Genomic DNA, 24,349 nt, shown 5'->3' on the forward strand with positions numbered 1-24,349 from the left:
GCGACGCGGGCGGGATCAGACCCGCGGCATCGCATCTCCCTCGCCGGAGCGGAACCCCGCCGCGCGACAGATCAGTGCGCGTAGAACGCGGGATCCGAATTGTCGGTCGGGTGCGCGAACGCCCAGCGCAGGGCCGACGAGAGCGGCACGCTGTAGTTGAGGCCGCGCGGCGGCACGGGCTTCAGGAACCAGCGGTCGTAGAGCACCGTGATCTCGGGGCTCCGGTAGAGATCGGCCGTCGCCCGGTCGACCACCGCCTTGAAGGCCGGGTCGTCCTTGCGCAGCATGATCCCGTAGGGCTCCGGGTTGGACAGGGTCTCGTCGCTGACCGCGTAGGCGGCGGGCTCCTTGGACTGGGCCGCGACCACGCTGAGCTGGACGTCGTCCATGACGAAGGCCGAGGCCCGGCCGGTCTCGACCATGAGGAAGCCTTCCGGGACGTCCTTGGCGGCGATCACCGTGATCCCGAGCTTGCGCTCGTTGTTGGCCTTGATCAGCATCAGGATGTTGGTCGAGCCGGCGACCGACGAGACCGTCTTGCCGCGCAGGTCGTCCAGGCCGGCGATGTGCTGGTCCTTCCGGGACACGAAGCGGGTCGCCGTCAGGAAGTGCGTGTTGGTGAAGTCCACCTGCTTCTTGCGCTCGGCGTTGTTGGTGGTCGTCCCGCACTCCAGATCGATCGTGCCGTTGGTCATCAGCGGGATGCGGGACGAGGAGTTGACGAACTCCATCCCGACCTCGAGGCCCGGCATCTTCAGTTCGCGCTTCACCGCGTCGGCGATCCTCAGGCAGATGTCGACCGCGAAGCCGACGACCTTCTGGTTCTGGTCCAGGTAGCTGAACGGCGTGGCGGTATCGCGCACGCCGAGGACCAGCCTGTTGCTGTCGTGGATCTTCCTGAGGGTGCCGGTGAGATCGGCGGCCCGCGCGGCGCCCGCGGGGGCACCGAGGAGGAGCGCGGCGATGAGGGGAGCGAGCAGACGCATGGGCCGACGGGTTCCGGTCGCGCGAGGGGCCGCCCGCGGTGTGCGCCGGCGGCGGGAGACCGGACCGCGCGCCGGGGCCGGCCCCCGGCGCGAGCCCCAGCAAGAGTCCGGCCGCGGTCAGGCGGACGCGGCCGCTTGGTGCACCTCGGCGAGCTGCGCGTCCGCGGCCGCGACCTTCCGCGAGGCCGGGCGGGACCGGATGCGCTCCACGTAGGCCGCCAGCACCGGGTCGGGCGCGACGAGGCCGAAGCCCGTCGTCCAGCCGAGGGCGCCGCCCCACAGCACGTCGGCAGCGCTGAAGCGCGCGCCGAGCAGGTACGGGCCGGGCGTCAGGGCCTCCTTCACCCGGGCGATGACGCTGTCGTAATCGGCGTAGGCCGACATGGCGCGCGGGCCTGGCTCCCGCTTCAGGTACCGGTCGACCACCGCGGGCTCGAAGCAGGAGCCGTAGAACACCATCCAGCGCAGGTAGGTGGCCCGGTCGGGCTCGGTCGGTGCCGGGGCGAGCCCCGCCTCGGGGAACAGATCGGCCAGGTAGAGGTAGACGGCCGCCTGCTCGGTCACCAGGGCGTCGCCGTGGCGGATCGCCGGCACCTTCGCCATCGGGTTCACGGCGCGATAGGCGTCCTGGAGGTGCTCGCCGGCGCGCATGTTAAGCGCGTGCAGCCGGTACGGGACCCCGAGTTCCTCGAGCAGCACGCGGACGCCCGACGAGCGGGTATTGGGCGAATGATAGAGCTCGATGTCAGGCATAGTGGTTGTTCCGCCCCGTCCGAGGATTGTCGATTCGTTGGCGTCCACGCTCTTACCCGCGGACCGACGGGTCAACCGCGGACCGGAGCGCCACTTCCTCAGGGACCGGAATCGCGGCAGGAACGTTGGGCGATTGTGCGTTGCCGCGCGTTGGGCTTCCGACCGGCACGACGCGAGCCGGGGGTTACGAGTTCTGATGGCGAAGATACTGCTGGTCGAGGACCACGAAGAGATCTGGGATTTCCTCTCGCGCCGCCTCAAGCGGCGCGGCTACGAGGTGATGCTCGCGCATGACGGCGAGGCCGGCGTCCGGCAGGCGCGCTCGGGCCAGCCCGACGTGATCCTCCTCGACATGAACCTGCCGGTCCTCGACGGCTGGTCGGTCGCCCGGACGCTGAAATCCGGCACCGACACCCGGGCGATCCCGATCATCGCGCTCACGGCCCACGCCATGTCGGGCGACCGCGACAAGGCCATCCAGGCCGGCTGCGACGACTATCACCCGAAGCCCGTCGATTTCTCGAAGCTGCTCAGCCAGATCAGCGCCGCCCTGGGCGAGACCGCGCAGGCGAGCTGACCCGGCAGCGGACGCGCGACCTGCGGCCCCGAGATCTGCGGCCCCGAGACCTGATGTGAGTGGAGCGTGTCCGTGAGCGAGGATCCCGTCACTGCCCAGCGCCTGCGGCAGGGCCTGCCGATCTTCGTGGCGCTGGCGTCGCTCCTCCTCGTGGTCGCCACGATGGCGGCCCTCTACCTCGGGCGCGAGATCCTCGTGCCGGTGACGCTGGCGATCCTCCTGAGCTTCGTCCTCGTGCCGGCGGTGCGGATGCTGCGGCGGCTGCGCGTGCCCCGCGCGCCGGCGGTCCTGCTCGTCGTGGTGATCGTCTTCGGCGCCCTGTTCGGCATCGGCAGCCTGATCGCCAGCGAGGCGTCCCAGCTCGCCTCCGACCTGCCGCGCTACACGCAGGTGATGCGCACGAAGATCAAGGATCTGCGCGGGGCGACGGCCGGGACCGGCACGCTCTCGCGGATCGTCGACATGGTGCAGGATCTCAGCGCCACCCTGCAGCCGCCGCCGGCCGCGGAGGTCCGCGGCGAGCCGGGATCGCGCACGCACCCGCTCACGGTCGAGCTCACCCCCGCCCGCGCGAGCGTCGTCGACACGCTTCAGACCTTCGCCGGCCCGATCCTGCACCCGCTGGCGACGACCGGCCTGATCCTGATCTTCACGATCTTCATCCTGCTCCAGCGCGAGGACCTGCGGAACCGGGCGATCCGGCTCGCCGGCGGCTCGGGCGATCTGCGGCGCACGACGGCGGCGATCGACGACGCCACGAGCCGGCTGAGCCGGTTCTTCCTGGCCCAGCTCGCCCTCAACATCGCCTTCGGGCTGGTGATCGGCATCGGCCTCTGGCTGATCGGCGTGCCGAGCCCGACCCTGTTCGGCGTGCTCGCCGCGATCCTGCGGTTCGTGCCCTATATCGGCGCGGCGATCAGCGCCCTGCTGCCGCTGATCCTCGCGGCCGCCGTCGATCCCGGCTGGAGCATGGTGATCGCCACCGCGGCGCTGTTCCTCGTGGTCGAGCCGATCTGCGGCCACGTCATCGAGCCGCTGCTCTACGGGCACTCGACCGGCCTCTCGCCGGTCGCCGTCATCCTGGCCGCGACGATCTGGACGTTCCTGTGGGGCCCGATCGGCCTCGTGCTGGCCACGCCCCTCACCGTCTGCCTCGTGGTGCTCGGCCGGCACGTGGAGCGGCTCTGGTACCTCGACGTGCTGCTGGGCGATCAGCCCGCCCTGTCGCCGCCCGAGATCTTCTACCAGCGCATGCTGGCCGGCGACCCGGTCGAGGCGATCGACCAGGGCTGGCAGTTCCTGAAGGAGCGCGCCCTCGTCACCTACTACGACGAGGTCGCCCTCGCGGGCCTCCTGCTGGCGCAGGAGGACCTGTCCCGCGGCACACTGGATCGGGAACGGCAGGCCGAGGTCGGTGCCGCGATCGGGACGGTGGTGGACCGCCTCGGCACGGCGCCGGTCGGGCGCCGCGCCCGGCGGGGATCCGGCCGCGGCCCCGACACCGAGACCGCGGCGGCGCTCGCCGCCGTCGGGCCCGACCGGCAGGTGGCCGGCATCGTCCTCGAGCGCGAGGACCTCGCGCCCAACTGGCGCGGCGAGACGCCGGTCCTGTGCGTGTCGAGCCGCGGCCCGTTCGACGAGGCGGCGACGCTGATGCTGAGCCAGATCCTCGCGCGCCACGGGCTGGCCTCGCAGATCCTGTCCATGGCGGCGATCCGCGCCGGCGAGCGGCCGGAGAACCCGGACGGCCTCGCGCTGATCTGCTTCTCCTACCTGGAGCCGGTGAGCCTGTCGCAGATCCGGTTCACCGTCCGGCAGGCCCGGGCCGCGGTGCCGGGTGTCCGCATCCTGGTCGGCTTCTGGCGCGAGCGCGATCCGGCGACCCTGGAGCGCCTGCGCCGGGCGACCTCGGCGGACTTCCTGGTGACGTCGCTGAACGAGGCGCTGTCGGCGGTGCTGGGCGCCTGCCGCGAGGCCGCGCCGCCCCGGCTCGTCCCGGCCCCCGTGGGCGCGCCTTCCGAGGCGGCGCGGCCGGCCGCGGCATGAGCCCTTCGCGCGACACCGCCGCTGGGGATACAAGGTCGACTTCGGCCGTCCGGCCGCTAGTCTCGCGCACGCCTCGCGTGATCGACCGCGCGCAGAGGTCTTTCCCGGCCAGGAAGGTGACGACCGCCTCGCATGTCTGAGACGCCAGAAACACCGCCCTCCGGGCCGAGTCCGCCGATCCGGGACGGCGCCCCGAGCGACATCACCGACCGCAAGAGCGACATCTTCTTCGCGGCCGTCGAGACGACGCGGATGCCGATGATCGTCACCGATCCGCGCCAGCCCGACAACCCGATCATCTTCGCCAACCGGGCGTTCCTGGCGATGACCGGCTACACGCCGGAAGAGCTGATCGGGCGCAACTGCCGCTTCCTCCAGGGTCCCGACACCGACCGCGAGAGCGTCGCGCAGGTCCGCGCGGCGATCGCCGAGAAGCGCGAGTTCGCCACCGAGATCCTGAACTACCGCAAGAACGGCTCGACTTTCTGGAACGCCCTGTTCGTCTCGCCGGTCTACAATGCCGACGGCGAGCTCGTGTACTACTTCGGCTCGCAGCTCGACGTCTCGCGCCGCCGCGATGCCGAGGAGGCGCTGGGCCAGGCCCAGAAGATGGAGGCGCTCGGCCAGCTCACCGGCGGCATCGCGCACGATTTCAACAACCTGCTGCAGGTGATCGTCGGCTACGTCGACATCCTGGCGGCCGGCCTGGAGAAGCCCGACGCCGACCGCGCGCGGCTCGGCCGCGCCACCGAGAACATCCGGCAGGCGGCCGAGCGCGCCACGACGCTGACGCAGCAGTTGCTGGCCTTCGCCCGCAAGCAGCGGCTGGACGGCCGCGCGGTCAATCTCAACACCCTGATCGAGGGGATGGGCGAGATGGTCGCCCGCTCGGTGGGCGAGGCCGTGAAGGTCGAACTCGACCTCGCGCCCGATCTCTGGAACTGCCGCGTCGACCCGACCCAGGCCGAGGTCGCGATCCTGAACGTGCTGATCAACGCCCGCGACGCGATGCCGGAGGGCGGCACCGTCCGGATCTCCACCGAGAACAGCGAGATCGCCGCGCGCGGCCGGGAGATCGGGCCGCTGCGCGACGGCCGCTACGTCAGCATCGCCATCAGGGACAGCGGCACCGGCATCCCGCCCGCCGTGCTCGCCCGGGTGATGGACCCGTTCTTCACCACCAAGGAGGAGGGCAAGGGGACGGGTCTCGGCCTGTCGATGGTCTACGGCTTCGCCAAGCAGTCGGGCGGCGCCGCGCAGATCGAGTCGGCGGTGGGGTCCGGCACAACGGTGCGCCTGTCGTTCCCCGCGACCGACGGCGACGTCAACGCCCCCGCGAAGGTCTCGCTGCGGGCCGTGGACCGCCAGGGCACCGAGACGATCCTGATCGTCGACGACCGCGAGGACGTGGCCGAGCTCGCCCGCACCATCCTGCGGGACTTCGGCTACACGACGCTGGTCGCGAGCAACGCCCGCGAGGCGCTGGAGATCCTGGATTCGAGCGGGAAGGTCGATCTGCTCTTCACCGACCTGATCATGCCGGGGGGCATGAACGGTGTGCTCCTGGCCCGCGAGGCCCGGCGCCGCCAGCCCAAGCTCAAGGTGCTGCTCGCCACGGGCTACGCGGAGGCGAGCCTGGAGCGAACCGATATCGGCGGCTCGGAGTTTGATCTCCTGAACAAGCCCTACCGGCGCACGGAGCTGGTCCGCCGCGTGCGCGCGATCCTCGACGGTCCGACCGGGGTGGGCTGAGCTTCGGGAGACGGCCCATGTCCCAGGGCGACAAGTCGAAATACACCGACAAGCAGAAGCGCAAGGCCGAGCACATCGCCGAGTCGTACGAGTCCCGCGGCGTGCCGGAGAAGGAAGCGGAGGCCCGGGCCTGGGCCACCGTCAACAAGGACGACGGCGGCGGCAAGAAGCCGGGCGGATCGGGCCGCGGCAAGGCCACCGGTCACCCGGCCGCCCACAAGGGCGGCGCGTCCGGCGGCAAGGCCTCGGCCGGGCGGACGGCCGCCGAGCGCTCCGCCTCCGCCAGGAAGGCCGCCGCGACCCGCAAGGCCAACGCCGCCGCTCGGGCCTGACCGCCCGTCGCGAGCCGGGCCTCCGGCCTCCGTGCCGGTGCGGGGTCGATCTCAGTCCCGCCGCTCGGCGAGCTTGACCAGCGCGTGCAGCAGCCGGTTCGCTGGCGTCGGGATCCCGTGCGCCGCGCCCCGGCGCACGATGGTGCCGTTGAGGTGGTCGATCTCGCTCGGCCGGCCGCGGGCCAGGTCCTGGGCGGTGGACGAGCGCTGTCCGGCCATGGCGGTGCTGAGCGCCATCACGTCGTCGAGGATGCCGGGCGACACGGACACGCCCTCGGCCTCCACGACGCGCGCGCATTCCTGGACGACGTCCGCGATGACCGCGGCCACGCCCTCGCCCTCCACCAGGCGGCCGTAGGGCAGCTGCGTCAGGGCCGACAGGGCGTTGTAGGCGCAGTTGATGATCAGCTTCGCCCAGAGCGCGTCGACGGCCGTCTCCGAGACGGTGGTCGGGATGCCGGCCGCCGCGAACGCGGCGGCGACGTGCCCGCTCGTCTCGGACGCGCCGAGGATCAGGTCGCCGCGCCCGTTGTGCCGGACGTGGCCGGGGCCCGCCATCGCGGTGGCGACGTAGACCGCCACCGGCACCACCGGCCGGCCCAGCACGGCGGCGAGCCGCTCGGCGTTGTCGACGCCGTTCTGGAGGCTGAGGACCGTGGCGGCCGGATCGAGGTGGGGGGCGATCATCGCGCCCGCCGCCTCGGTGTCGCCCGACTTCACGCAGACCAGCACGAGGTCGGCGCCCGACACGCCCGCCCCCGTATCGGTCGCCCGGACGGGCACGGAGGCCGTCCCGGCCGCGCTCTCCAGCACGAGACCGTCCTTCTCCACCGCCTCGACCAGGGCGGGACGGCCGATCAGCGTCACCGCGTGGCCGGCCCGCGCCAGGAGGAACCCGTAGTAGCAGCCGACCGCACCGGCCCCCACGACGGCGACGGTCATGGCGGGTCTCACGGCGGGGCTCACGGCGGGGCTCACGGCGCCACCGCCGCGGCGCGCTCGGGATGGAAGGGCGCCGCGCCCGCCTCAGACGCGCGGACATGCTCCAGCAGCGCCTGGGCCGGGTGCCGCAGCCGCACGCCGTCGACCAGCTTGGCCTGGGAGCGGCAGGAATAGCCGTCCGCCAGCAGGGTGCAGCCGGGCGCCTCGGCGACGTGGCTGGCCCAGCTCAGGCCGTAGATCGCCTCGGAGGTGGCGCGGTGGCGCGCCTCGTGACCGTAGGTCCCCGCCATGCCGCAGCAGCCGGCGGCCGGCACCTCGAGCCGCAGGCCGAGATGGGCGAACACGGCCTGCCAGTCCCGCACCGCGCCCGGCGCGTTGGTGCGCTCGGTGCAGTGGGGCAGCAGCCGCATCGTGCGCCCGCCCTGCCCCGGCGCGATCCGGTCGAGCCGGGCGGCGAGCCATTCCTGCAGGAGGTGGACCTTCGGGAGATCGCCGCCCAGCGCCTGCGCGTACTCGGACCGGTAGGTCAGCGTCATCGACGGGTCGATCCCGACCAGGGGCACGCCGTGCCCGGCGAGGTCGCGCAGCATCGCGGCGTTCGAGCGGGCGACGGCGGCGAACCGCGCCAGGAAGCCGTGCACGTGCAGCGGCTTGCCGTTCGGCCGGTAGGGCACCAGCCAGGGCCGGAAGCCGAGGGCGGCGAGGAGGTCGCAGCTGTCGGCCACGACTTCCGCGTCGAAATGGCTGGTGAAGGCGTCCTGCACCACCAGCACGGACCGCGCGCGCTCCCGCGGGTCCAGCCGGGCCAGGGCGTCCGGGGACGCGACGGCGACGCCGCGTTCCGCCAGCCGCGCCGCGAGCGCGACGGGCGACAGGGCCGGGATCGCCACCAGCCCGGCCCGGGCCAGGATCAGCCGGGCCAGCGGATTGGCCAGGACCGCGTTGAAGAGGCGCGGCGCCCGCGCCGCCAGGGGCAGCAGCGGCTCCAGCGCCGCCACGAGATGGTCCTTCAGCGGCCGCGCGTAGCGCGTGTGATAGAGCGCCAGGAACTTCGCCCGGAAGGTCGGCACGTCGACCTTGATCGGGCAGGACCCCGTGCAGGACTTGCAGGCGAGGCAGCCGTCCATCGCCTCCTTGACGGCGTGGGAGAAGTCGTCGGCCTCGGACCGGCCGCGGAGGCGGCTCCGCAGGGTCGCCGCCACGTCGGAGAGCCACCCGGCGGGCTGCCGCGCCAGCTCGGCGGCCGGGTCGGTCCCGGCCTCCGCGGCGCGGCGCAGCCACTCGCGCATCAGCGAGGCGCGACCCTTGGGCGAGTGGCGCCGCTCCCGCGTCGCTCTCCAAGACGGGCACATGGCCTCGTCCGCGTCGAAGCTGAAGCAGGCGCCGTTGCCGTTGCAGTGGAGCGCTTCGTCGAAATCCTCCCGGACCGGCGCCGGGATGGTTCGATCCCGCTCGCCCCGGCGCGGCACGCCGTCGATCCGGGTCAGGCCCGCACCCCTGGCCGAGGCGATCTTGCCCGGGTTCATCCGGTCGTCCGGGTCGAAGGCGCGCTTGACCGCCTCCAGCGCCGGCATCAGCGGCCCGAACGTCTCCGGCACGAATTCCGAGCGGAAGCCCTTGCCGTGCTCGCCCCAGAGCAGGCCGCCGTACTTGGCGGTGAGCGCGACCACCCCCTCCGTGACCTCGCGGATCAGGCCGTTCTGCGCCGGGTCCTTGAGGTCGATGGCCGGCCGCACGTGCAGCACGCCGGCATCGACGTGGCCGAACATGCCGTAGCGCAGCCCCTTGCCGTCGAGGAGCGCGCGGAACTCCGCGATGAAGTCGGCGAGCCGCTCCGGCGGGACCGCCGTGTCCTCCACGAACGGGATCGGGCGCGCGTCGCCCTTGGCGGCGCCGAGCAGGCCCACCGCCTTCTTGCGCATGGTCCAGAGCCGCTCGATCGCGTCGCCCCGGGCGATGGTGAAGCCGAGGCGCTTCGTGTCGGTGCCGCGCTCGGCCTCCAGCATCCCGGTGAGCCGCGCGAGGGCCGCCTCCACGGTCGCGGCGTCGTCGCCGACGAACTCCACGAGATTGATGCCGTCCACCGGCCGCCCGGCCGGATCGTCGGGGAAGAAGGCCCGAACTTCGGCCCAGATCGGGTCCTTGCGGGCCAGCGCCAGGACCGTGGAGTCGATCGTCTCAACGGAGGCGGCGCCGAACGGCAGCAGCGCCTGCGCGTCGCGCAGCGCCGCGTCGAAGTCGATGTACGAGAGCGCGACCAGCACGGCGGCCTTGGGGATCGGCAGCACGTTCAGCCGCGCCTCGGCGATCAGCGCCAGCGTCCCCTCGGAGCCGCAGATCACGCTCTTGAGGTCGAACCGGCCGCCCGCGTCGCGCAGATGCGCGAGGTCGTAGCCGGTGAGGCAGCGGTTGAGCTTGGGGAAGCGCTCGGCGATGAGCGCGGCGTTCTCGGTGACGACGGCGTCGACGGTGCGGTGGATGGCGCCGACGCGGTCGTCGCGGCCCTTGGCGGCGTCGAGCCCGGCCGGGTCCAAGGGCTCGGCGGTCCAGACCGTGCCGTCGGTGAGCACGCAGGTCAGCGCGAGGACGTGGTCCCGGGTCTTGCCGTAGAGGCACGAGCCCTGCCCGCAGGCATCGGTCGAGATCATCCCGCCGATCGTGGCGCGGTTCGAGGTGGAGAGCTCCGGCGCGAAGAACAGGCCGTGCTTGGCGAGCTCCCGGTTGAGCTGGTCCTTCACCACCCCCGGCTCGACCCGGACGACGCGGTTCGCGACGTCGATCTCCAGGATGCGGTTCATGTGCCGCGAGGTGTCGACCACGAGGCCGTGGCCCAGCGACTGCCCGTTGGTGCCGGTCGCCCCGCCCCGGGGCCGGATCACGATCTCGGCGAAGCGCGGATCCGCGAGGAGCTTGGCGACGCGCACGAGGTCGTCGCGGGTGCGCGGAAAGGCCACGGCCCCCGGCGCCACCTGGTAGATCGAGTTGTCGGTGGAAAAGACCGTGCGGTCGGCGTCCGAGAGCGTCAGGTCGCCCTCGAAGCCGCGCAGGCGCAGCTCGGCGCAGGCCGCGGCGTAGAGCGGCACGGCCTCGGTGTGGCGGGTCAGGACCGGGATCATCCGCGCCTTCTACACCCGGCGGATCGCGGGAGACCATCGGCGACGGGACGGCGCGCGCTGGCATCCGGCTTGCCACGCACCCGCGACCTCCTGCGACCTCCCGCAATCTCCGGAACGGATGCCCATGAACGCGAGCCTCGAACGGGTCAGGGATGCCCTGGCCGAGCTGATCAAGGCCGCCCTCCTCTCGGACGACGGCCTGAGCGACGCCTGCCGCGCGGCCGGCCGCGCCAGGCTCGCCGCCCTCGCGAGCGATCCGCCCGAGCCCGAGAGCCTGCGGATGGACGGCGCCTGGACGCTCGCCGTCCAGGCGGCGGAGAGCCCGGAACTCGCGCCGCTGGAGGGACGGGTGAACCTGACCCTGCCGCGCGCCTGCCCCTTCACCCTGGACGAGCTCCTCGCACCCGACCTCGACGTGGATCAGGCCGTGGCGCGCATCCGCAAGAGCGCCTCGACCGGCTGATCGCGCCTGTTGAGGAGTGCCGGCACGGCGTTGCCGCGCGCGGGCCGGCCACCCATGTTAGCCTCACAGGACCGACGCCTCGGTCCCGCGCCCGCACGCGGGTCCCGTCTATCGCAGAACTCTCCGGCACCCCCCTTTTGGCACGACGCACCACCGCCCCGGCGGCCGAGCCCGCCGCTCCGCAGCCCTTCCCCACCCGTGAGCAGATCCTCGCCTTCGTGGCCGAGTCGAAGGAGCGCGTCGGCAAGCGGGAGATCGCCAAGGCCTTCGGCATCAAGGGGGCCGCCAAGATCGACCTCAAGCGCGTCCTCAAGGAGATCGAGGAGGACGGCGCCCTCGACCGCGGCCGCGGCGGCCTCGCCCCGGCGGGCCACCTGCCGCCGGTCGTGCTGGCCGATATCCGATCCCGCGACCGCCACGGCGATTTCCTGGCGGTCCCGGTGGAGTGGACCGGCACCGGCAAGCCGCCCGCCATCGTGCTGACGCAGCCCCGCGGCCCCCGGAAGGGCAACCGTCCGGCCCCGGGCATCGGCGACCGCGCCCTGATCCGGGTCGAGCGCGACGCGGAGGGCGGCTACACCGGCCGGGTCGTCAAGGTCATCGGGAAGAACAAGGCCGAGATCATCGGTGTCTACCGGGCCGGCGCGCAGGGCGGCCGGATCGTGCCCGTCGAGAAGCGCGCGCAGGGCCGCGAGATCCTGATCCCGCCCGGCGAGGAGGGGCAGGCCCGCGACGGCGACCTCGTCAGCGTCTCGCTGGAGCGCGAGACCCGGTTCGGCCTGCCGAAGGGGCGTGTGCGGGAGCGGCTCGGCTCGCTCGGTTCCGAGAAGGCGGTGAGCCTGATCGCGCTGCACCTCCACAACATCCCGCACGTCTTCGCCGACGCGACGCTGGCGGAGGCCGATTCCGCCAAGCCCGCCACCCTGAAGGGCCGCGAGGACTGGCGCGACCGGCCGCTCGTGACCATCGACCCGCCGGACGCCAAGGACCACGACGACGCCGTCATGGCCGAGGCCGATCCCGACCCGGCCAACCCCGGCGGCTTCATCCTCACCGTCGCCATCGCGGACGTGGCCGCCTATGTCCGGCCGGGCTCCAGCCTCGACCGGGAGGCGCTGGAGCGGGGCAACTCGGTCTACTTCCCCGACCGGGTCGTGCCGATGCTGCCCGAGCGGATCTCGAACGACCTCTGCTCGCTCCGCGAGGGCGAGGACCGGCCGGCGCTGGCGGTGCGGATGGTCATCGCCGCCGACGGCGAGAAGCGCCGCCACGCCTTCCATCGGGTGATGATGCGCTCCCGCGCCAAGCTCGCCTACGCGCAGGCGCAGGCCGCCATCGACGGGCGGCCGGACGACGCGACCGGGCCGCTGCTGGAGACGGCGCTCCGCCCCCTCTGGGCGGCCTACGCGGCCATGCGCGCGGCCCGCGACCGCCGCGGGCCGCTGGCCCTCGACCTGCCCGAGCGCAAGGTTCTCCTGAGCCCCGAGGGCGCGGTCGACCGGGTGATCGTGCCGGAGCGCCTCGACGCCCACCGGCTGATCGAGGAGTTCATGATCCAGGCGAACGTCGCCGCCGCCGAGACCCTGGAGCAGGCCCGACAGCCCCTGATCTACCGCGTCCACGACGAGCCCGCCCTGGAGAAGATGCGGGCGCTCGGCGAGGTCCTGGCCTCGGTCGGCATCAAGCTGCCCAAGGAGGGGGCGCTGCGCCCCGCCCTGTTCAACCGGATCCTCGCCACCGCGGCCGAAACCGAGCACGGGGTGTTCCTCAACGAGGTGATCCTGCGCAGCCAGGCCCAGGCCGTCTACGCGCCCGAGAATCTCGGGCATTTCGGCCTGAACCTGCGCCGCTACGCGCATTTCACCTCGCCGATCCGGCGCTACGCCGACCTGATCGTGCACCGCGCGCTGATCACCGCCTGCCGGCTCGGCTCGGACGGGCTCGCGAGCGACGTCTCCCTCGGCGAGCTGGCGCAGATCGGCGAGCAGATCTCGGCGGCCGAGCGCCGCGCCATGGCGGCCGAGCGCGAGACGATCGACCGCCTCATCGCCCACCACCTCGCCGACCAGGTCGGCGCGACCTTCGCGGGCCAGATCGCCGGCGTCACCCGGGCCGGCCTGTTCATCAAGCTCGACGAGACCGGCGCGGACGGCTTCGTGCCGGTCTCGCAGCTCGGCGCCGACTATTTCCGCCACGAGGAGGGCCGCCACGCCCTGGTCGGCGAGCGCACCGGGGAGACGTTCCGCCTCGGCGACCGGGTCGAGGTGCGGCTCGTGGAGGCCGCGCCGGTGGCCGGGGCGCTGCGCTTCGAGCTGCTCAGCGAGGGCCGGACCCGCTCCGGCGCCCGGTCCGCCGGGCCGGGGAAGAAGTCCGGCGGGCGGCCCTTCAAGGCCGCGCCGCCCGGCCGCCCCGCCGGCATCCGCAACACCGGGTCGCGCCACCGCGGCTCGCGCCGCTGACCCGGGCGGTGTACAGCCAGGGCATGGCCGCCGACGCGATTCCCGAGCGCACCCGCCTGATCCCCGCGATGGCCCGGGGCTTCGTCGGCCGCTGCCCGCATTGCGGCCAGGGCCGGATCTTCGGCCGCTTCCTCAAGGTGCGGCCGGAATGCGACGTCTGCGGCCTGGAGTTGCACCACCACCGGGCCGACGACCTGCCGCCCTACGTGGTGATCTTCATCGTCGCCCATATCGTCGGCTACCTCATCCTGGAGACCGAGAGCGCCTACGACGTGCCGCTCTGGGTCGAGATGGGCGTGTGGCCGGTCTTCACCCTCGTCTTCGCGCTGGCCCTGCTCCAGCCCGTGAAGGGCGCCGTCGTCGGGCTGCAATACGCCCTTGGCATGCACGGCTTCGCCACGCTACCGCGGAGCCGCCCCGCCCCGGGGCTTGAGGAGACGCGCCTTGCCGGAGCCGCAGCGGGAGCCCCCGATCGTCACAGCTCCTGAGCGGAAGCCCGCCGCGGCGCGCCTGCGGCCGCGCGACGCCGCGACCATGATCGTGATCGACCGGCGCGGGAGGGGTGGCCCGAAGGTCCTGATGGGCCGGCGCAACCCCAACCTCGCCTTCATGCCGGGCAAGTTCGTCTTCCCGGGCGGCCGGATCGAGCTCGGCGACCGCCACATGCCGGTGGCCGGGGCGCTCCCGGACTACGCCGAGGCGGCGCTGACCCGGCAGGTGTCCCGGCCCCCGCACCATCTCGGCCGGGCGCTGGCGCTCGCCGCGATCCGCGAGACCTACGAGGAGACCGGTCTGCTCCTCGGCACGACCGAGCACGGTGCGCCCGAGGACGTCCCGGCGGGCTGGGAGGGCTTCGCCCGGCACGGCGTCCTGCCCGACCTCGAGGCGCTGCACCTCGTCGCCCGCGCGATCACCCCACCGAAGCGCGTGCGCCGCTTCGACACGCGCTTCTTCACCGTCGACCGCCGGATGGTGGCGGCCGAGGAGCCGGGGCGGGTCGAGGCCGACGCCGAGTTCACCGAACTCGCCTGGGTCCGGCTCGACGCCGCCCGCAAGCTCGACCTGCCCTACATCACCCGCGCGATCCTCGACGATCTGGAGGCGCAGATCGCCGCCGATTTCGCGCCCTACCGGATGATTCCGTTCCATTACGAGCGCTACGGGCGGCGCGAACGGGTGGCCTTGTGAGCGGTCCGGACGGATTGCAGGACGGGCGGCGGGGGATCAGTTCGGAGGACGTGGCGGCGATCTCGGCGGCCGTGACCTGCGTCACCGTCGTCGGCATCGGCCTCAGCCTGTCGATCCCGCTCCTCTCGATCGAGATGGAGCGGCGCGGCGCGTCGAGCACGCTGATCGGGCTCAACACCGCGGTGGCGGGCATCGCCAGCATCTGCACGGTGCCGTTCGTGCCGCGCCTCGCCGCGCGGGTCGGCGTCGCCCCGCTGCTCGGCCTGGCGCTCCTCGTCGGGGCGATCAGCCTCGCGCTGTTCCCGCTGCTGCCGGGCATCGCCCTGTGGTTCCCCCTGCGCTTCGTCTTCTCGGCAACGCTCGGCGCGCTGTTCGTCCTCTCCGAGTACTGGATCAACGCCGCCGCCCCGCCAGAGCGGCGCGGCCTGGTGATGGGCATCTACGCCACCGTGCTGGCGGCGGGCTTCGCGGTCGGACCGCTGCTGCTGGCCCTGGTCGGGACCGAGGGGCTGGCGCCCTACGCGACGGGGGCCGCCCTCATGCTCGCCGGCGGCCTGCCCATCGCCCTGGCCCGCGGGCTGTCGCCGACGATCGAGACAGGATCCGGCCGCGGCATCCTCGGCTACGTCCGGCTCGCCCCCGGCGCCCTGGCGGCGGCCCTGGCCTACGGGGCGGTGGAGACCGGCATCTTCGCCATCCTGCCGCTCTACGGCCTGCGCCTCGGCTACGACGCGCAAGGGGCGGCCGGCCTCGTCAGCCTGATCGCGCTGGGCAACGTGCTGTTCCAGATCCCGTTCGGCTGGCTCGCCGACCGCCTCGACCGGGGCGCGGTGCTCCTCGGCGCGGGCCTCGCGGGGGCGGCGGGCTCGGCCCTGATCCCCCTCGCGGCCGGCCATCCGGCGGCGTTCGGCGCGCTGCTCCTCGTCTGGGGCGGCATCGCCGGGACCCTCTACACGGTCGGCCTCGCGATGCTGGGCGACCGCACGCCGCCGAACGATCTCGCGGGCGCCAACGCGGCCTTCGTGGTGCTCTACAATGTCGGGTTGATGCTGGGGCCGCCGGTGATCGGCGGCGGGCTCGACCTCGTGCCGCCGAACGGGTTCGCGCTGGCGCTGTTCGCCCTGTTCCTGGCCTTCGCCGGCTGGCTCGCCGCGACGGAGCGCCGGCGCGTCCGCTCTTGACCTGCCGGGCCCGATCGGGCATTCACCCGCCCGTATTCGGCCGGGCCCTCCCGGCCATTTGCGTTTCGCTCACGCGGAATGCCGCACCCTGCAGGAGCGCCGCGCCATGGCCAAGGCCGTCACCGTCAAGATCAAGCTCGTCTCCACCGCCGACACGGGCTATTTCTACGTCACCAAGAAGAACTCCCGCACGCAGACCGAGAAGCTGACGATGCGCAAGTACGACCCGGTCGCGCGCAAGCACGTCGACTTCAAGGAAACCAAGATCAAGTAAGGCCGCGGGCCGCTTCGCGGCCTGACCGCCCACGGGAAGCCGCTCCGGAGACGGGGCGGCTTTTTCCTTGCCCGGCGCGTTCCCGCGCACGGCGTCGCCGGGATCTCCCGAACCGCGACCTGACCGGCCGACAGCCCGGCGCCAGCACGACTCGTTAACCGTCGCTCGTCCCGGACGCTGCCCGACCCGCCGGCCGATCACCGGCCCGCGTTCTCGGCCAGCTCGGCGGTTGGAGGGCGGGTTCGATGCAGCGGATCCTGCTGGCGATTCTCATCACCGCGGCAATCCTCGCGCTCTGGCGCGTCCTGACGCTGCCGGTGTACGCGCTCCGGGCGACCCGCGGCTTGCTCGCGGAACGCCGCGTTCCGGCCCGCGCCCGGAGCCGACCGCTCAGGAAGGGCCCGGCGCGGCCAGATCCGGATCGAGCGTCCGTGCCAGGGACCGCGCGATAGCCACGAGCGCCGTCACCATCGGCGTGGACGGCTCGCGCCGCGGGGCGACGAGGCCGATCGTGTGCTCCAGGTCGGGTGCGGTGATCGGGATCGTGCGCACGCCCTCCATGGGGCCCAAGGCGTCGACTAGGATCTCCGGCATGATCGAGGCCCAGCGCAGGGTGCGCACGTGGGTCAGCAGCACGATCATCGAGTTCGACTCGAGGGTCGCGGCGGGATCCGCACCCGCCTCGCGGATCTGCTGGTCGATGATCCGTCGGTTCTGCATGTTCGGCGTGAGCAGGCAGAGGGGCAGGCGGCTGGTCTCGGCCCAGGTGACGCTGGTGCGACCCTCGAAGGGCCCGCCGATCGCCGTCACGAGGCGGTAGCGCTCCCGGTAGAGCGGGACGGAGATCACCCGCCCGAGGGGCTCGTTGTCGAGGTAGGTCAGGCCCGCATCCGCCTCCAGGTTCTCGATCAGCGAGAAGATGTCGGCGGAGGTGGCCGATTCGACCGTCAGCCGCACGTCCGGGTGCCGCTCGCGGTAGGGCGTCGTGAGGTTCACGATCATCGGCAGCGCCGTGGGGATCGCGGCGATGCGGAGATGGCCGGTCAGGCCCCGGCGCAGACCGGTGACCTCCTCGTGCATGGCCCGCGCGTCGGCCACGATGCGCCGCGCCCATTCGAGGACCCGCTCGCCCTCGGGGGTGAAGCCCTGGAAGCGGGAGCCGCGCAGCACGAGCTGCACGCCGAACCGGTTCTCCAGCTGCTTCACGCCGGCCGAGAGAGTCTGCTGGGTCACGCCGCAGGCTTCGGCGGCGTGCCCGAAATGCTGCTCGCGCGCGAGCGCGAGCAGGAAGTCCAGCTTGTCGATCACGACGAAGGCATCCCGGCACGGCGAGGCGCCGGAAACCTAGCGGCCCGCCGGGCCCGCCACAACCGAGCGTGCCCGCTCAGCGGAACAGGATGAACGCCTTCGACAGGGTGATGCCGATGCCCCAGACGATCGGGATGCCGACCACCGCCCAGGCCAGCGCGGCCCCCGCGCTGAAGCCGCCGCGGCCGATCCCGAAGGAGCCGGACGGCCCCGAGGCCGTAGCGCCGGCGCGGACGTCCAGGGAGGCCCGCTCGGAATCGGACATGAACCAGCGTTGCGCCAGGGGCCGGACGAGCAGGTTGCAGAGGAAGCCGACCGCCAGGAAGCTCGCCAGCACGTACATGGTCCGGCCGTAGAGATCGGCCCCCTGCACGCCCGCGGCGACCTGCGCCTCGCGGATCTTGGTGATGACGAAGGGCCCGACGATGCCGGCCATCGACCAGGCGGTGAGCAGGCGCCCGTGGATGGCGCCTACGAACTGCGTGCCGAACACGTCGGCGAGATAGGCCGGCACGGTCGCGAAGCCGCCGCCGTACATGGACAGGATCACGCAGAAGATCGCGACGAACAGCGCCTGCGAGCCGATGCCGGCGGCCCAGGGCGCGGCCGCGTACAGGAGGCCGCCCAGGGCGAAGAAGATCGCGTAGGTGACCTTCCGCCCGATGCGGTCCGACATCGAGGCCCAGAAGAACCGGCCCAGGATGTTGAAGAGTGAGAGCAGGCCGACGAAGCCGGCCGCGATGGCCGCGACCTGCGCCTTCTGGCCGGCGTCGAGGGCCAGAAGCCGGTCCCGGGCAGGCCGATCAGCTCGCCGCCGAAGATCTCCTGGAGCATCGGCGAGGCCAGCGCCAGCACGCCGATGCCGGCCGACACATTGAGGAACAGGACGAGCCAGATCATCCAGAACTGGACGGTCTTGTGGGCGTCGCGCAGGTGGACGTGCCCCGAGGCGATCATGGCGTTCTTGGCGGCCGGGCTGGTCCAGCCGTCCGGGCGCCAGCCGGCCGGCGGCACCCGGTAGCCGAACGCGCCGCCCAGCATGAACAGGATGTACCCCACGCCCATCACCGCGAGGGTCTGCCAGACGCCGGCCGAATCGGCGGTCCGGAAGCTCTTGATCAGGCTGTCGGCCAGGGGCGAGCCGATCATCGCGCCGCCGCCGAAGCCCATGATCGCCATGCCGGTCGCCATGCCGCGCCGGTCCGGGAACCACTTGATCAGGGTCGAGACCGGCGAGATGTAGCCGAGCCCGAGGCCGATGCCGCCGATCAGGCCCATGCCGAGCCAGACCAGCCAGAGCTGGTGGATGTAGACGCCGAAGGCGCCGATCAGGAAGCCGCCGCCCCAGCAGAGGGCCGCCGCGATGCCGGCCTTGCGCGGTCCGGCCCGCTCCAGCCAGCCGCCGAACAGGGCGGCCGAGAGACCGAGCACGACGATGCCGATGGAGAAGACCGTGACGAGGTCGCTGACCCGCCAGTCGCAGGTGGTGGTGAACAGGGCCGTCATCACGCCCATGTCGGGGCAGGCGGCGGGCGCCGGCTTGCCCACGGAGAGCGCCCGGGTCAGCGGCAGCCAGAACACCGACAGGCCGTAGGCCATCCCGATGCAGAGATGGATCGCCAGCGCCGCCGGCGGCACCAGCCACCGGTTGAAGCCCGGCTTGGCGACGATCCGCTCGCGCGACAACAGACTCGGCGTTCCCTCAGGCGCGATCGCGCCTGCCACTCCAGCACCCATGATGGACTCCTCCGCCGCGGCCTCGTTGGCGGGCCTCGCGGCGGCGGACGATGCGCGATTTGTGTGCAGGGTGCCAGCGCGCGACACGCTGAGACGTCGATTTTAATCCAGTCCGGCGCCGACTGTATGCGGATTCTTCGTCAACGCGCCGTCCGGAGGCCGTATGGACCGCCGCTGCGGGCGCCGGTCTGTCCGGCGCCCGCAGCGGCTGCCGCCCTCACATGGGCGGGGTCAGGCCGTCCTTGCCGACCGCCACGAGCTTGCCCTCGGCCTTGCTGCCGTCCTTGGCGACCACGGCGAACACCTTCGACCCGGGGGTCAGGATCGCCTTGTCGGCGGGCTCGAAGGCCACGATCGGCGCCGAGGCCGGCACCACGATCTCCTTGGAGCCGTCCTTGCCGTAGCTCACCGTCAGCGTGCGCTCGCCGCCCGAGGCCGCCTTGTCGGCCTTCACGGTGCCGTTCGTCATCGCGCTCTTCACCTTCGGGGCGTTCGACGACTCGGCCTTCACCGTGCCGTTGGTCATCGCGCTCTTCACCTTGGCGCCGGCGCCCGCGGTGTGGTCGGTGATCGAATCCCAGCCGTAATGGCCCTCGCCCGTGCCGCGCATCGACTCGGGGAAGAGGACGACCTCAAGGGCGGTCATCGGGTTCTCGCCCTTGGTGGCGGTGCCGATGAAGACGCCGTCCTTGATCGCGTCGAGGCTCGACGGGACCACCCAGGCGAATTTGGCGCCGCTCACGTCGACGGTCTCGGTCTTGCCGTCGTCGGTCTTGATCGTGACCGTGCCGCCGTCGGCCTTGTCGACGGTCCCGCGGACGCGCTCGACCTGCGCGGCGAGGGCCGCACTCGACAGCAGGGCCGTCAGGCCGGCGGCGACGAGTGTCTTGCTGAGGTGCTTCATCGGGGTCCCATCCTGGCTTCAGGAGCCGGGTTATGGGGCGGCCCGCGCGCGAAACAAGGTTGCGCGCAAGCGAAACGACCTGCTCGGCGACAGGAGCGAGGTTGTCAGACTCCACCGTCTTTGCGAGCGGAGCGAAGCAATCCAGCCGGCGCAAGGACTTCCTCCGTCGCGCCGCCCTGGATCACTTCTCTGCGCTCGCGATGACGGCGTGGCGCGTCGGACGACGGCACCGACCGAAAACGAGTCAGGCGGCACCCGGTGGGCGCCGCCTGATTACCGCGCGGGCAGCGGGGACGCTGCCCTCCGGAGGCTCACGCCGCGAGCGAGCGCAGCACGTAGGGCAGGATGCCGCCGTTGCGGAAGTACTCGAGCTCGTCGAGCGTATCGATGCGGCAGGTCAGCGGGACCTGCTTCACCGAGCCGTCGGCGGACTTGATCTCCGCGGTGAGCGTCTGGCGGGGCTTCAGCTCGCCGGCGAGGCCCTTGATGGTGACGGTCTCGTCACCCTTCAGGCCCAGCGACTGCCAGCTCGTATCGCCCTGGAAGACCAGCGGCACCACGCCCATCCCGACGAGGTTCGAGCGGTGAATGCGCTCGAAGCTCTCGGCCACCACGGCGCGGACGCCGAGCAGCTTCGTGCCCTTCGCCGCCCAGTCGCGCGACGAGCCGGTGCCGTACTCCTTGCCGGCGAAGATCACGAGCGGCGTGCCCTGTTCGGCGTACTTCATCGCCGCGTCGTAGATGAACATCTTCTCGCCGGACGGCTGGAAATGCGTCCACCCGCCCTCGACCACGCCGCCGGAGGCGTCCTTCACCATCTGGTTCTTGATGCGGATGTTGGCGAAGGTGCCCCGCATCATCACCTCGTGGTTGCCGCGCCGCGTGCCGTACTGGTTGAAGTCCTGCACGCGCACTTGGTGCGACTGCAGGTACTCGCCGGCCGGCGAGGCCGCGCGGATGTTGCCCGCCGGCGAGATGTGGTCGGTGGTGATCGAGTCGAGGAACAGGCCGAGGATGCGCGCACCCTCGATGTCCTCGACGGGCTTGGGGGTCTTCTCCATGCCGACGAAGTAGGGCGGGTTCTGCACGTAGGTGGAGCCCGGGTTCCACGCGAAGGTCTCGGCCTCGGTGACCTCGACGTCCCTCCAGTTCTGGTCGCCGCCGAACACGTCCGCGTAGCGGGACTTGAACAGCGCGGAGGTGATGTTCTCCTCGATGAACTGCTGGACCTCGGCCGAGGACGGCCAGATGTCCTTGAGGTAGACGGGCTTGCCGTCCGAGCCCTGGCCCAGCGGCTCCGTGGTGATGTCGATCTGCAGCGAGCCGGCCAGCGCGTAGGCGACCACGAGCGGCGGCGAGGCGAGGTAGTTCGCCCGCACGTCGGGATTCACCCGACCCTCGAAGTTGCGGTTGCCCGAGAGCACCGCCGCGGCGACGACGTCGTTGTCGTTGATCGCCTTCGAGATCGCCTCCGGCAGCGGGCCGGAATTGCCGATGCAGGTCGTGCAGCCGAAGCCCACGAGGTTGAAGCCGAGCGCGTCGAGCGGCTCCTGCAGGCCGGACTTCTCCAGGTACTCGCCGACCACCTGCGATCCGGGCGCGAGCGAGGTCTTCACCCACGGCTTGGAGCGCAGGCCCTTGGCGACGGCGTTGCGGGCGAGCAGGCCCGCGCCGATCATCACCGAGGGGTTCGACGTGTTGGTGCAGCTCGTGATCGCGGCGATCACCACGTCACCGTGCCCGATGTCGAAGTTGGTGCCCTCGACCGGGTAGCGGCGCGCGAGGTCGGCGGCCTTCTTGAACTCGGTCTCCATCGAGGCGGCGAAGCCGGGCTTGGCGCCGTCGAGCAGCACGCGGTCCTGCGGGCGCTTCGGGCCGGCGAGCGAGGGCCGGACTTGGCCCATGTCGAGTTCCAGCGTGTCGGTGAAGACCGGGTCGGGGGTCTGGGCGTCGCGCCACATGCCCTGCGCCTTGGCGTAGGCCTCGACCAGGGCGATCCGGTCGTCGGAGCGGCCGGTGACCTTCAGGAAGTCGATGGTCTTCTGGTCGACCGGGAAGAAGCCGCAGGTCGCGCCGTACTCGGGGGCCATGTTGGAGATCGTGGCCCGGTCGGCGACCGCCATGTCGTCGAGGCCGGGGCCGTAGAACTCCACGAACTTGCCGACCACGCCCTTCTTGCGCAGCATCTGGGTGACGGTGAGCACGAGGTCGGTGGCGGTGGTGCCCTCGGGCAGCTTGCCCGACAGCTTGAAGCCCACGACCTCGGGGATCAGCATCGAGAGCGGCTGGCCGAGCATGGCCGCCTCGGCCTCGATGCCGCCGACGCCCCAGCCCAGCACCGCCATGCCGTTGACCATGGTGGTGTGCGAATCGGTGCCGACGAGCGAGTCGGGATAGGCGACGTCGGCGCCGTTCTCCGACTTCGTCCAGACGGTCTGGGCAAGGTATTCCAGGTTCACCTGGTGGCAGATGCCGGTGCCCGGGGGGACCACCGAGAAGTTGTCGAAGGCGGACTGGCCCCATTTCAGGAAGGTGTAGCGCTCGCCGTTACGCTCGTATTCGAGGGCGACGTTGTCGGCGAGCGCCTTCGGGGTGCCGAACTCGTCGACGATCACCGAGTGGTCGATGACGAGATCCACCGGCACCAGCGGGTTGATCTTCTGCGGGTCGCCGCCGAGCGCAACCATGGCGTCGCGCATGGCCGCGAGGTCGACCACCGCCGGGACGCCGGTGAAGTCCTGCATCAGCACGCGGGAGGGGCGGAACGCGATCTCGACCTCGGCCTTGCCCTTCTGGTCGAGCCAGCCGACGGCGGCCTCGATGTCGGCCTTCTTGACCGAGCGATCGTCCTCGTAGCGGAGCAGGTTCTCCAGGATCACCTTCATGGAGAAGGGCAGCGCGGCCGCCGAGGCGAGGCCGTTCTTCTCGGCCGCGGGAATGGAATAGTAGGTGTAGGTCTTGCCGCCGGCTTCGAGCGTCTGGCGGGCCTTGAAGCTGTCGAGTGAGGGCACGGCTGGTTCTATCCTCGCTGCGGGTTGTCGAACACGCGCAGGCAAGACCTGCGCTACGAGATCCGTGTTCGGCCTGTGTAGCGCCCGACGGGCGCGCGCCGCCCCGGGAGTGCCCGGGCAGGACGATGCGCGGGGGCGATTTGGACGCCCGTGATGCCGCGCGGCGCAGCCGCGGAGGGATATAGAACTTTTCGAATCTGGCCGCTACCGGGTCGTCATGACAGGTGCGTTTTCCTGTCGGGGACCGTGGCGGCGACTGGGCGCGCGCCGCGGAGGCCTGCGCGACTCGCGCATCTCCAGCGGGCATCGACGGTGGCGGCCGAGCGCGACAGGCCCCCTCTCCCGAGCGGGAGCGGAGAGCCGCACGGGTGTTGCCGGTGCTGCTGCGTACGTCCGCGAGCCCGCAGAAGGGCGGGAGTCGCGTGGCGCGAGCGCCCTACCCTTGCCCGGGCACGCCCGCGACGGACAGGGCCTTCGATCGATTCGGCTGGGCCGCGAGCCTGCGCAGGGACGCGACGTTCGTGGCCGCCTCCTCGGCGCTCATGTCGCGGCGCAGGACGGCCTCGGCATCGGCGAAGCGGCCCTTGAGGCCGAGCACCATGGCGAGGTTAGCCCGCACCCGCGCGTCGGCGCCGGGCTGGTCGGCGGCGAGGCGCAGGGTCTGCTCGGCCTGATCGAGGTTGCGCGACAGCGCGTAGGACAGGCCGAGATTGGACAGGAGCGAGGGCTCGTTCGGGCGGATCTTGAGGGCGGCCTCGTAGAAGCCCTGGGCGCGGGCCTGCTCGCCGAGCTGGGCGGAGGCCGAGCCCTGCGCCGACAGGATGCGCCAGTCGGGATTGGCGGGCGTGTGGGCGTTGGAGAGCACGTCGATCGCCTCGCGGAAGCGGCCCGCCTCGACCAGCGACTTTCCGTAGGCACCGAGCAGGGCCTGGTCGCGCGGGTTGCGCAGGGCGGCCTGCTGCAGCACCGCCGAGGCCTGGCCGATCTGGTCGGTGGCCCGCAGGGCGCGGGCGTAGGCCATCGCCGTGCGCCCGTCGGCGGGGTCGGCGTTGTAGCGCTCGGCCAGCCGGTCGATGTCCTGCCGCGAGGGCGCCGCGGCGGCCGCGGACGGCCCGCCGAGGGGGCCGATCGACCCGGTCGTCTCGGGCGAGCGGGTGTTGCAGCCGGCCAGGCCCAGCGCGACGACGGCGGCCGCGAGGGCGGCGCGGCGTCCGGGGCGTGCCTGGGATCGGGTGACCCGGAACAGGGCCGTCATCATGGTGCGCTCCGCCGGCATCGGGACCGGACGCGATGGCACGCGCTTCACGCTCCCGGCCGGCC

The 24,349-nt window shown here is 72.1% G+C and carries 18 protein-coding genes and 1 pseudogene; 10 read left to right on the forward strand and 9 right to left on the reverse strand.

The features are described 5' to 3' along the window. Positions 1–71: 71 nt before the first annotated feature. Together ACLBYB_RS16470 and ACLBYB_RS16475 are read right to left on the reverse strand one after the other, a co-directional pair. Complete coding sequence (locus ACLBYB_RS16470; RefSeq protein WP_447699412.1) at positions 72–986, reverse strand: amino acid ABC transporter substrate-binding protein; 915 nt, start codon at positions 984–986, stop codon at positions 72–74. Positions 987–1,103: 117 nt separating this feature from the next. Next, a complete protein-coding gene (locus ACLBYB_RS16475) occupies positions 1,104–1,739 on the reverse strand; it encodes a glutathione S-transferase family protein (RefSeq protein ID WP_447699413.1) in 636 nt (211 codons plus the stop codon). Positions 1,740–1,935: 196 nt separating this feature from the next. On the opposite strand from ACLBYB_RS16475, the gene ACLBYB_RS16480 reads away from it, so the two are divergent. From ACLBYB_RS16480 to ACLBYB_RS16495, 4 genes are all read left to right on the forward strand, one after another. Then, entirely contained in the window at positions 1,936–2,316 is a 381-nt protein-coding gene (locus tag ACLBYB_RS16480) for a response regulator (protein WP_020092557.1), read from the forward strand. Positions 2,317–2,388: 72 nt separating this feature from the next. Next, positions 2,389–4,362: an AI-2E family transporter gene (locus ACLBYB_RS16485; protein WP_447699414.1), complete on the forward strand. Its 1,974-nt coding sequence runs from the start codon at positions 2,389–2,391 to the stop codon at positions 4,360–4,362. Positions 4,363–4,494: 132 nt separating this feature from the next. Next, positions 4,495–6,114 (forward strand): hybrid sensor histidine kinase/response regulator, encoded by a 1,620-nt coding sequence (locus ACLBYB_RS16490; RefSeq protein WP_020092559.1) that lies wholly within the window; start codon positions 4,495–4,497, stop codon positions 6,112–6,114. A gap of 17 nt (positions 6,115–6,131) precedes the next feature. Beyond that, entirely contained in the window at positions 6,132–6,446 is a 315-nt protein-coding gene (locus tag ACLBYB_RS16495; protein WP_012320505.1) for a hypothetical protein, read from the forward strand. Positions 6,447–6,497: 51 nt separating this feature from the next. Here the strand turns inward: ACLBYB_RS16495 and ACLBYB_RS16500 are convergent, their stop codons facing one another. After that, entirely contained in the window at positions 6,498–7,388 is an 891-nt protein-coding gene (locus ACLBYB_RS16500; RefSeq protein WP_447699415.1) for a ketopantoate reductase family protein, read from the reverse strand. A gap of 32 nt (positions 7,389–7,420) precedes the next feature. Continuing rightward, the gene (gene ydiJ, locus ACLBYB_RS16505; protein WP_447699416.1) at positions 7,421–10,504 is read right to left on the reverse strand and encodes a D-2-hydroxyglutarate dehydrogenase YdiJ; all 3,084 of its coding nucleotides are present in this window, start codon (positions 10,502–10,504) and stop codon (positions 7,421–7,423) included. A gap of 124 nt (positions 10,505–10,628) precedes the next feature. Between ydiJ and ACLBYB_RS16510 the strand changes: the two genes are divergently transcribed. The 6 genes from ACLBYB_RS16510 to rpmG all read left to right on the forward strand — a co-directional run bounded on the left by ACLBYB_RS16510 (position 10,629) and on the right by rpmG (position 16,069). Continuing rightward, on the forward strand, positions 10,629–10,967 hold the full coding sequence (locus tag ACLBYB_RS16510) for a hypothetical protein (protein ID WP_447699417.1): 339 nt from the start codon (positions 10,629–10,631) through the stop codon (positions 10,965–10,967). Positions 10,968–11,104: 137 nt separating this feature from the next. Further along, positions 11,105–13,426 carry a ribonuclease R gene (gene rnr, locus ACLBYB_RS16515; protein ID WP_447699418.1) on the forward strand — a complete coding sequence of 774 codons (2,322 nt, stop codon included), beginning with the start codon at positions 11,105–11,107 and terminating at the stop codon, positions 13,424–13,426. 23 nt (positions 13,427–13,449) lie between these two features. Beyond that, a complete protein-coding gene (locus ACLBYB_RS16520; RefSeq protein WP_020092565.1) occupies positions 13,450–13,914 on the forward strand; it encodes a DUF983 domain-containing protein in 465 nt (154 codons plus the stop codon). Further along, on the forward strand, positions 13,871–14,614 hold the full coding sequence (locus ACLBYB_RS16525; RefSeq protein WP_447699419.1) for an NUDIX hydrolase: 744 nt from the start codon (positions 13,871–13,873) through the stop codon (positions 14,612–14,614). The genes ACLBYB_RS16520 and ACLBYB_RS16525 overlap by 44 nt, the downstream gene beginning before the upstream one ends. Further along, entirely contained in the window at positions 14,611–15,795 is a 1,185-nt protein-coding gene (locus ACLBYB_RS16530) for an MFS transporter (protein ID WP_447699420.1), read from the forward strand. The genes ACLBYB_RS16525 and ACLBYB_RS16530 overlap by 4 nt, the downstream gene beginning before the upstream one ends. A 106-nt stretch (positions 15,796–15,901) precedes the next feature. After that, a complete protein-coding gene (gene rpmG, locus ACLBYB_RS16535) occupies positions 15,902–16,069 on the forward strand; it encodes a 50S ribosomal protein L33 (protein ID WP_020092568.1) in 168 nt (55 codons plus the stop codon). 390 nt (positions 16,070–16,459) lie between these two features. Here rpmG and ACLBYB_RS16540 read toward each other — a convergent pair whose 3' ends face one another. The 5 genes and pseudogenes from ACLBYB_RS16540 to ACLBYB_RS16560 form a co-directional block, all read right to left on the reverse strand. Beyond that, positions 16,460–17,377 carry a LysR family transcriptional regulator gene (locus tag ACLBYB_RS16540; RefSeq protein ID WP_020092569.1) on the reverse strand — a complete coding sequence of 306 codons (918 nt, stop codon included), beginning with the start codon at positions 17,375–17,377 and terminating at the stop codon, positions 16,460–16,462. A 76-nt stretch (positions 17,378–17,453) separates the two neighbouring features. Continuing rightward, a pseudogene (locus ACLBYB_RS16545) lies at positions 17,454–19,114 on the reverse strand (OFA family MFS transporter). A 217-nt stretch (positions 19,115–19,331) separates the two neighbouring features. Then, positions 19,332–20,018 carry a metal ABC transporter permease gene (locus ACLBYB_RS16550; RefSeq protein WP_447699421.1) on the reverse strand — a complete coding sequence of 229 codons (687 nt, stop codon included), beginning with the start codon at positions 20,016–20,018 and terminating at the stop codon, positions 19,332–19,334. 311 nt (positions 20,019–20,329) lie between these two features. Next, positions 20,330–23,029 carry an aconitate hydratase AcnA gene (acnA, locus tag ACLBYB_RS16555; protein WP_447699422.1) on the reverse strand — a complete coding sequence of 900 codons (2,700 nt, stop codon included), beginning with the start codon at positions 23,027–23,029 and terminating at the stop codon, positions 20,330–20,332. A 436-nt stretch (positions 23,030–23,465) separates the two neighbouring features. Next, a complete protein-coding gene (locus ACLBYB_RS16560; RefSeq protein WP_056526184.1) occupies positions 23,466–24,284 on the reverse strand; it encodes a hypothetical protein in 819 nt (272 codons plus the stop codon). Positions 24,285–24,349 lie beyond the last annotated feature (65 nt).

Source organism: Methylobacterium sp. D54C (assembly GCF_053345595.1).

Bases quoted from the DNA above. Each gene is read 5' to 3' on its own strand.
- ACLBYB_RS16470 (WP_447699412.1), bottom strand. From the start codon at position 986: ATGCGTCTGCTCGCTCCCCTCATCGCCGCGCTCCTCCTCGGTGCCCCC.
- ACLBYB_RS16475 (WP_447699413.1), bottom strand. From the start codon at position 1,739: ATGCCTGACATCGAGCTCTATCATTCGCCCAATACCCGCTCGTCGGGC.
- ACLBYB_RS16480 (WP_020092557.1), top strand. From the start codon at position 1,936: ATGGCGAAGATACTGCTGGTCGAGGACCACGAAGAGATCTGGGATTTC.
- ACLBYB_RS16490 (WP_020092559.1), top strand. From the start codon at position 4,495: ATGTCTGAGACGCCAGAAACACCGCCCTCCGGGCCGAGTCCGCCGATC.
- ACLBYB_RS16495 (WP_012320505.1), top strand. From the start codon at position 6,132: ATGTCCCAGGGCGACAAGTCGAAATACACCGACAAGCAGAAGCGCAAG.
- ACLBYB_RS16500 (WP_447699415.1), bottom strand. From the start codon at position 7,388: ATGACCGTCGCCGTCGTGGGGGCCGGTGCGGTCGGCTGCTACTACGGG.
- ydiJ (WP_447699416.1), bottom strand. From the start codon at position 10,504: ATGATCCCGGTCCTGACCCGCCACACCGAGGCCGTGCCGCTCTACGCC.
- ACLBYB_RS16510 (WP_447699417.1), top strand. From the start codon at position 10,629: ATGAACGCGAGCCTCGAACGGGTCAGGGATGCCCTGGCCGAGCTGATC.
- ACLBYB_RS16520 (WP_020092565.1), top strand. From the start codon at position 13,450: ATGGCCGCCGACGCGATTCCCGAGCGCACCCGCCTGATCCCCGCGATG.
- rpmG (WP_020092568.1), top strand. From the start codon at position 15,902: ATGGCCAAGGCCGTCACCGTCAAGATCAAGCTCGTCTCCACCGCCGAC.
- ACLBYB_RS16550 (WP_447699421.1), bottom strand. From the start codon at position 20,018: ATGAAGCACCTCAGCAAGACACTCGTCGCCGCCGGCCTGACGGCCCTG.
- ACLBYB_RS16560 (WP_056526184.1), bottom strand. From the start codon at position 24,284: ATGACGGCCCTGTTCCGGGTCACCCGATCCCAGGCACGCCCCGGACGC.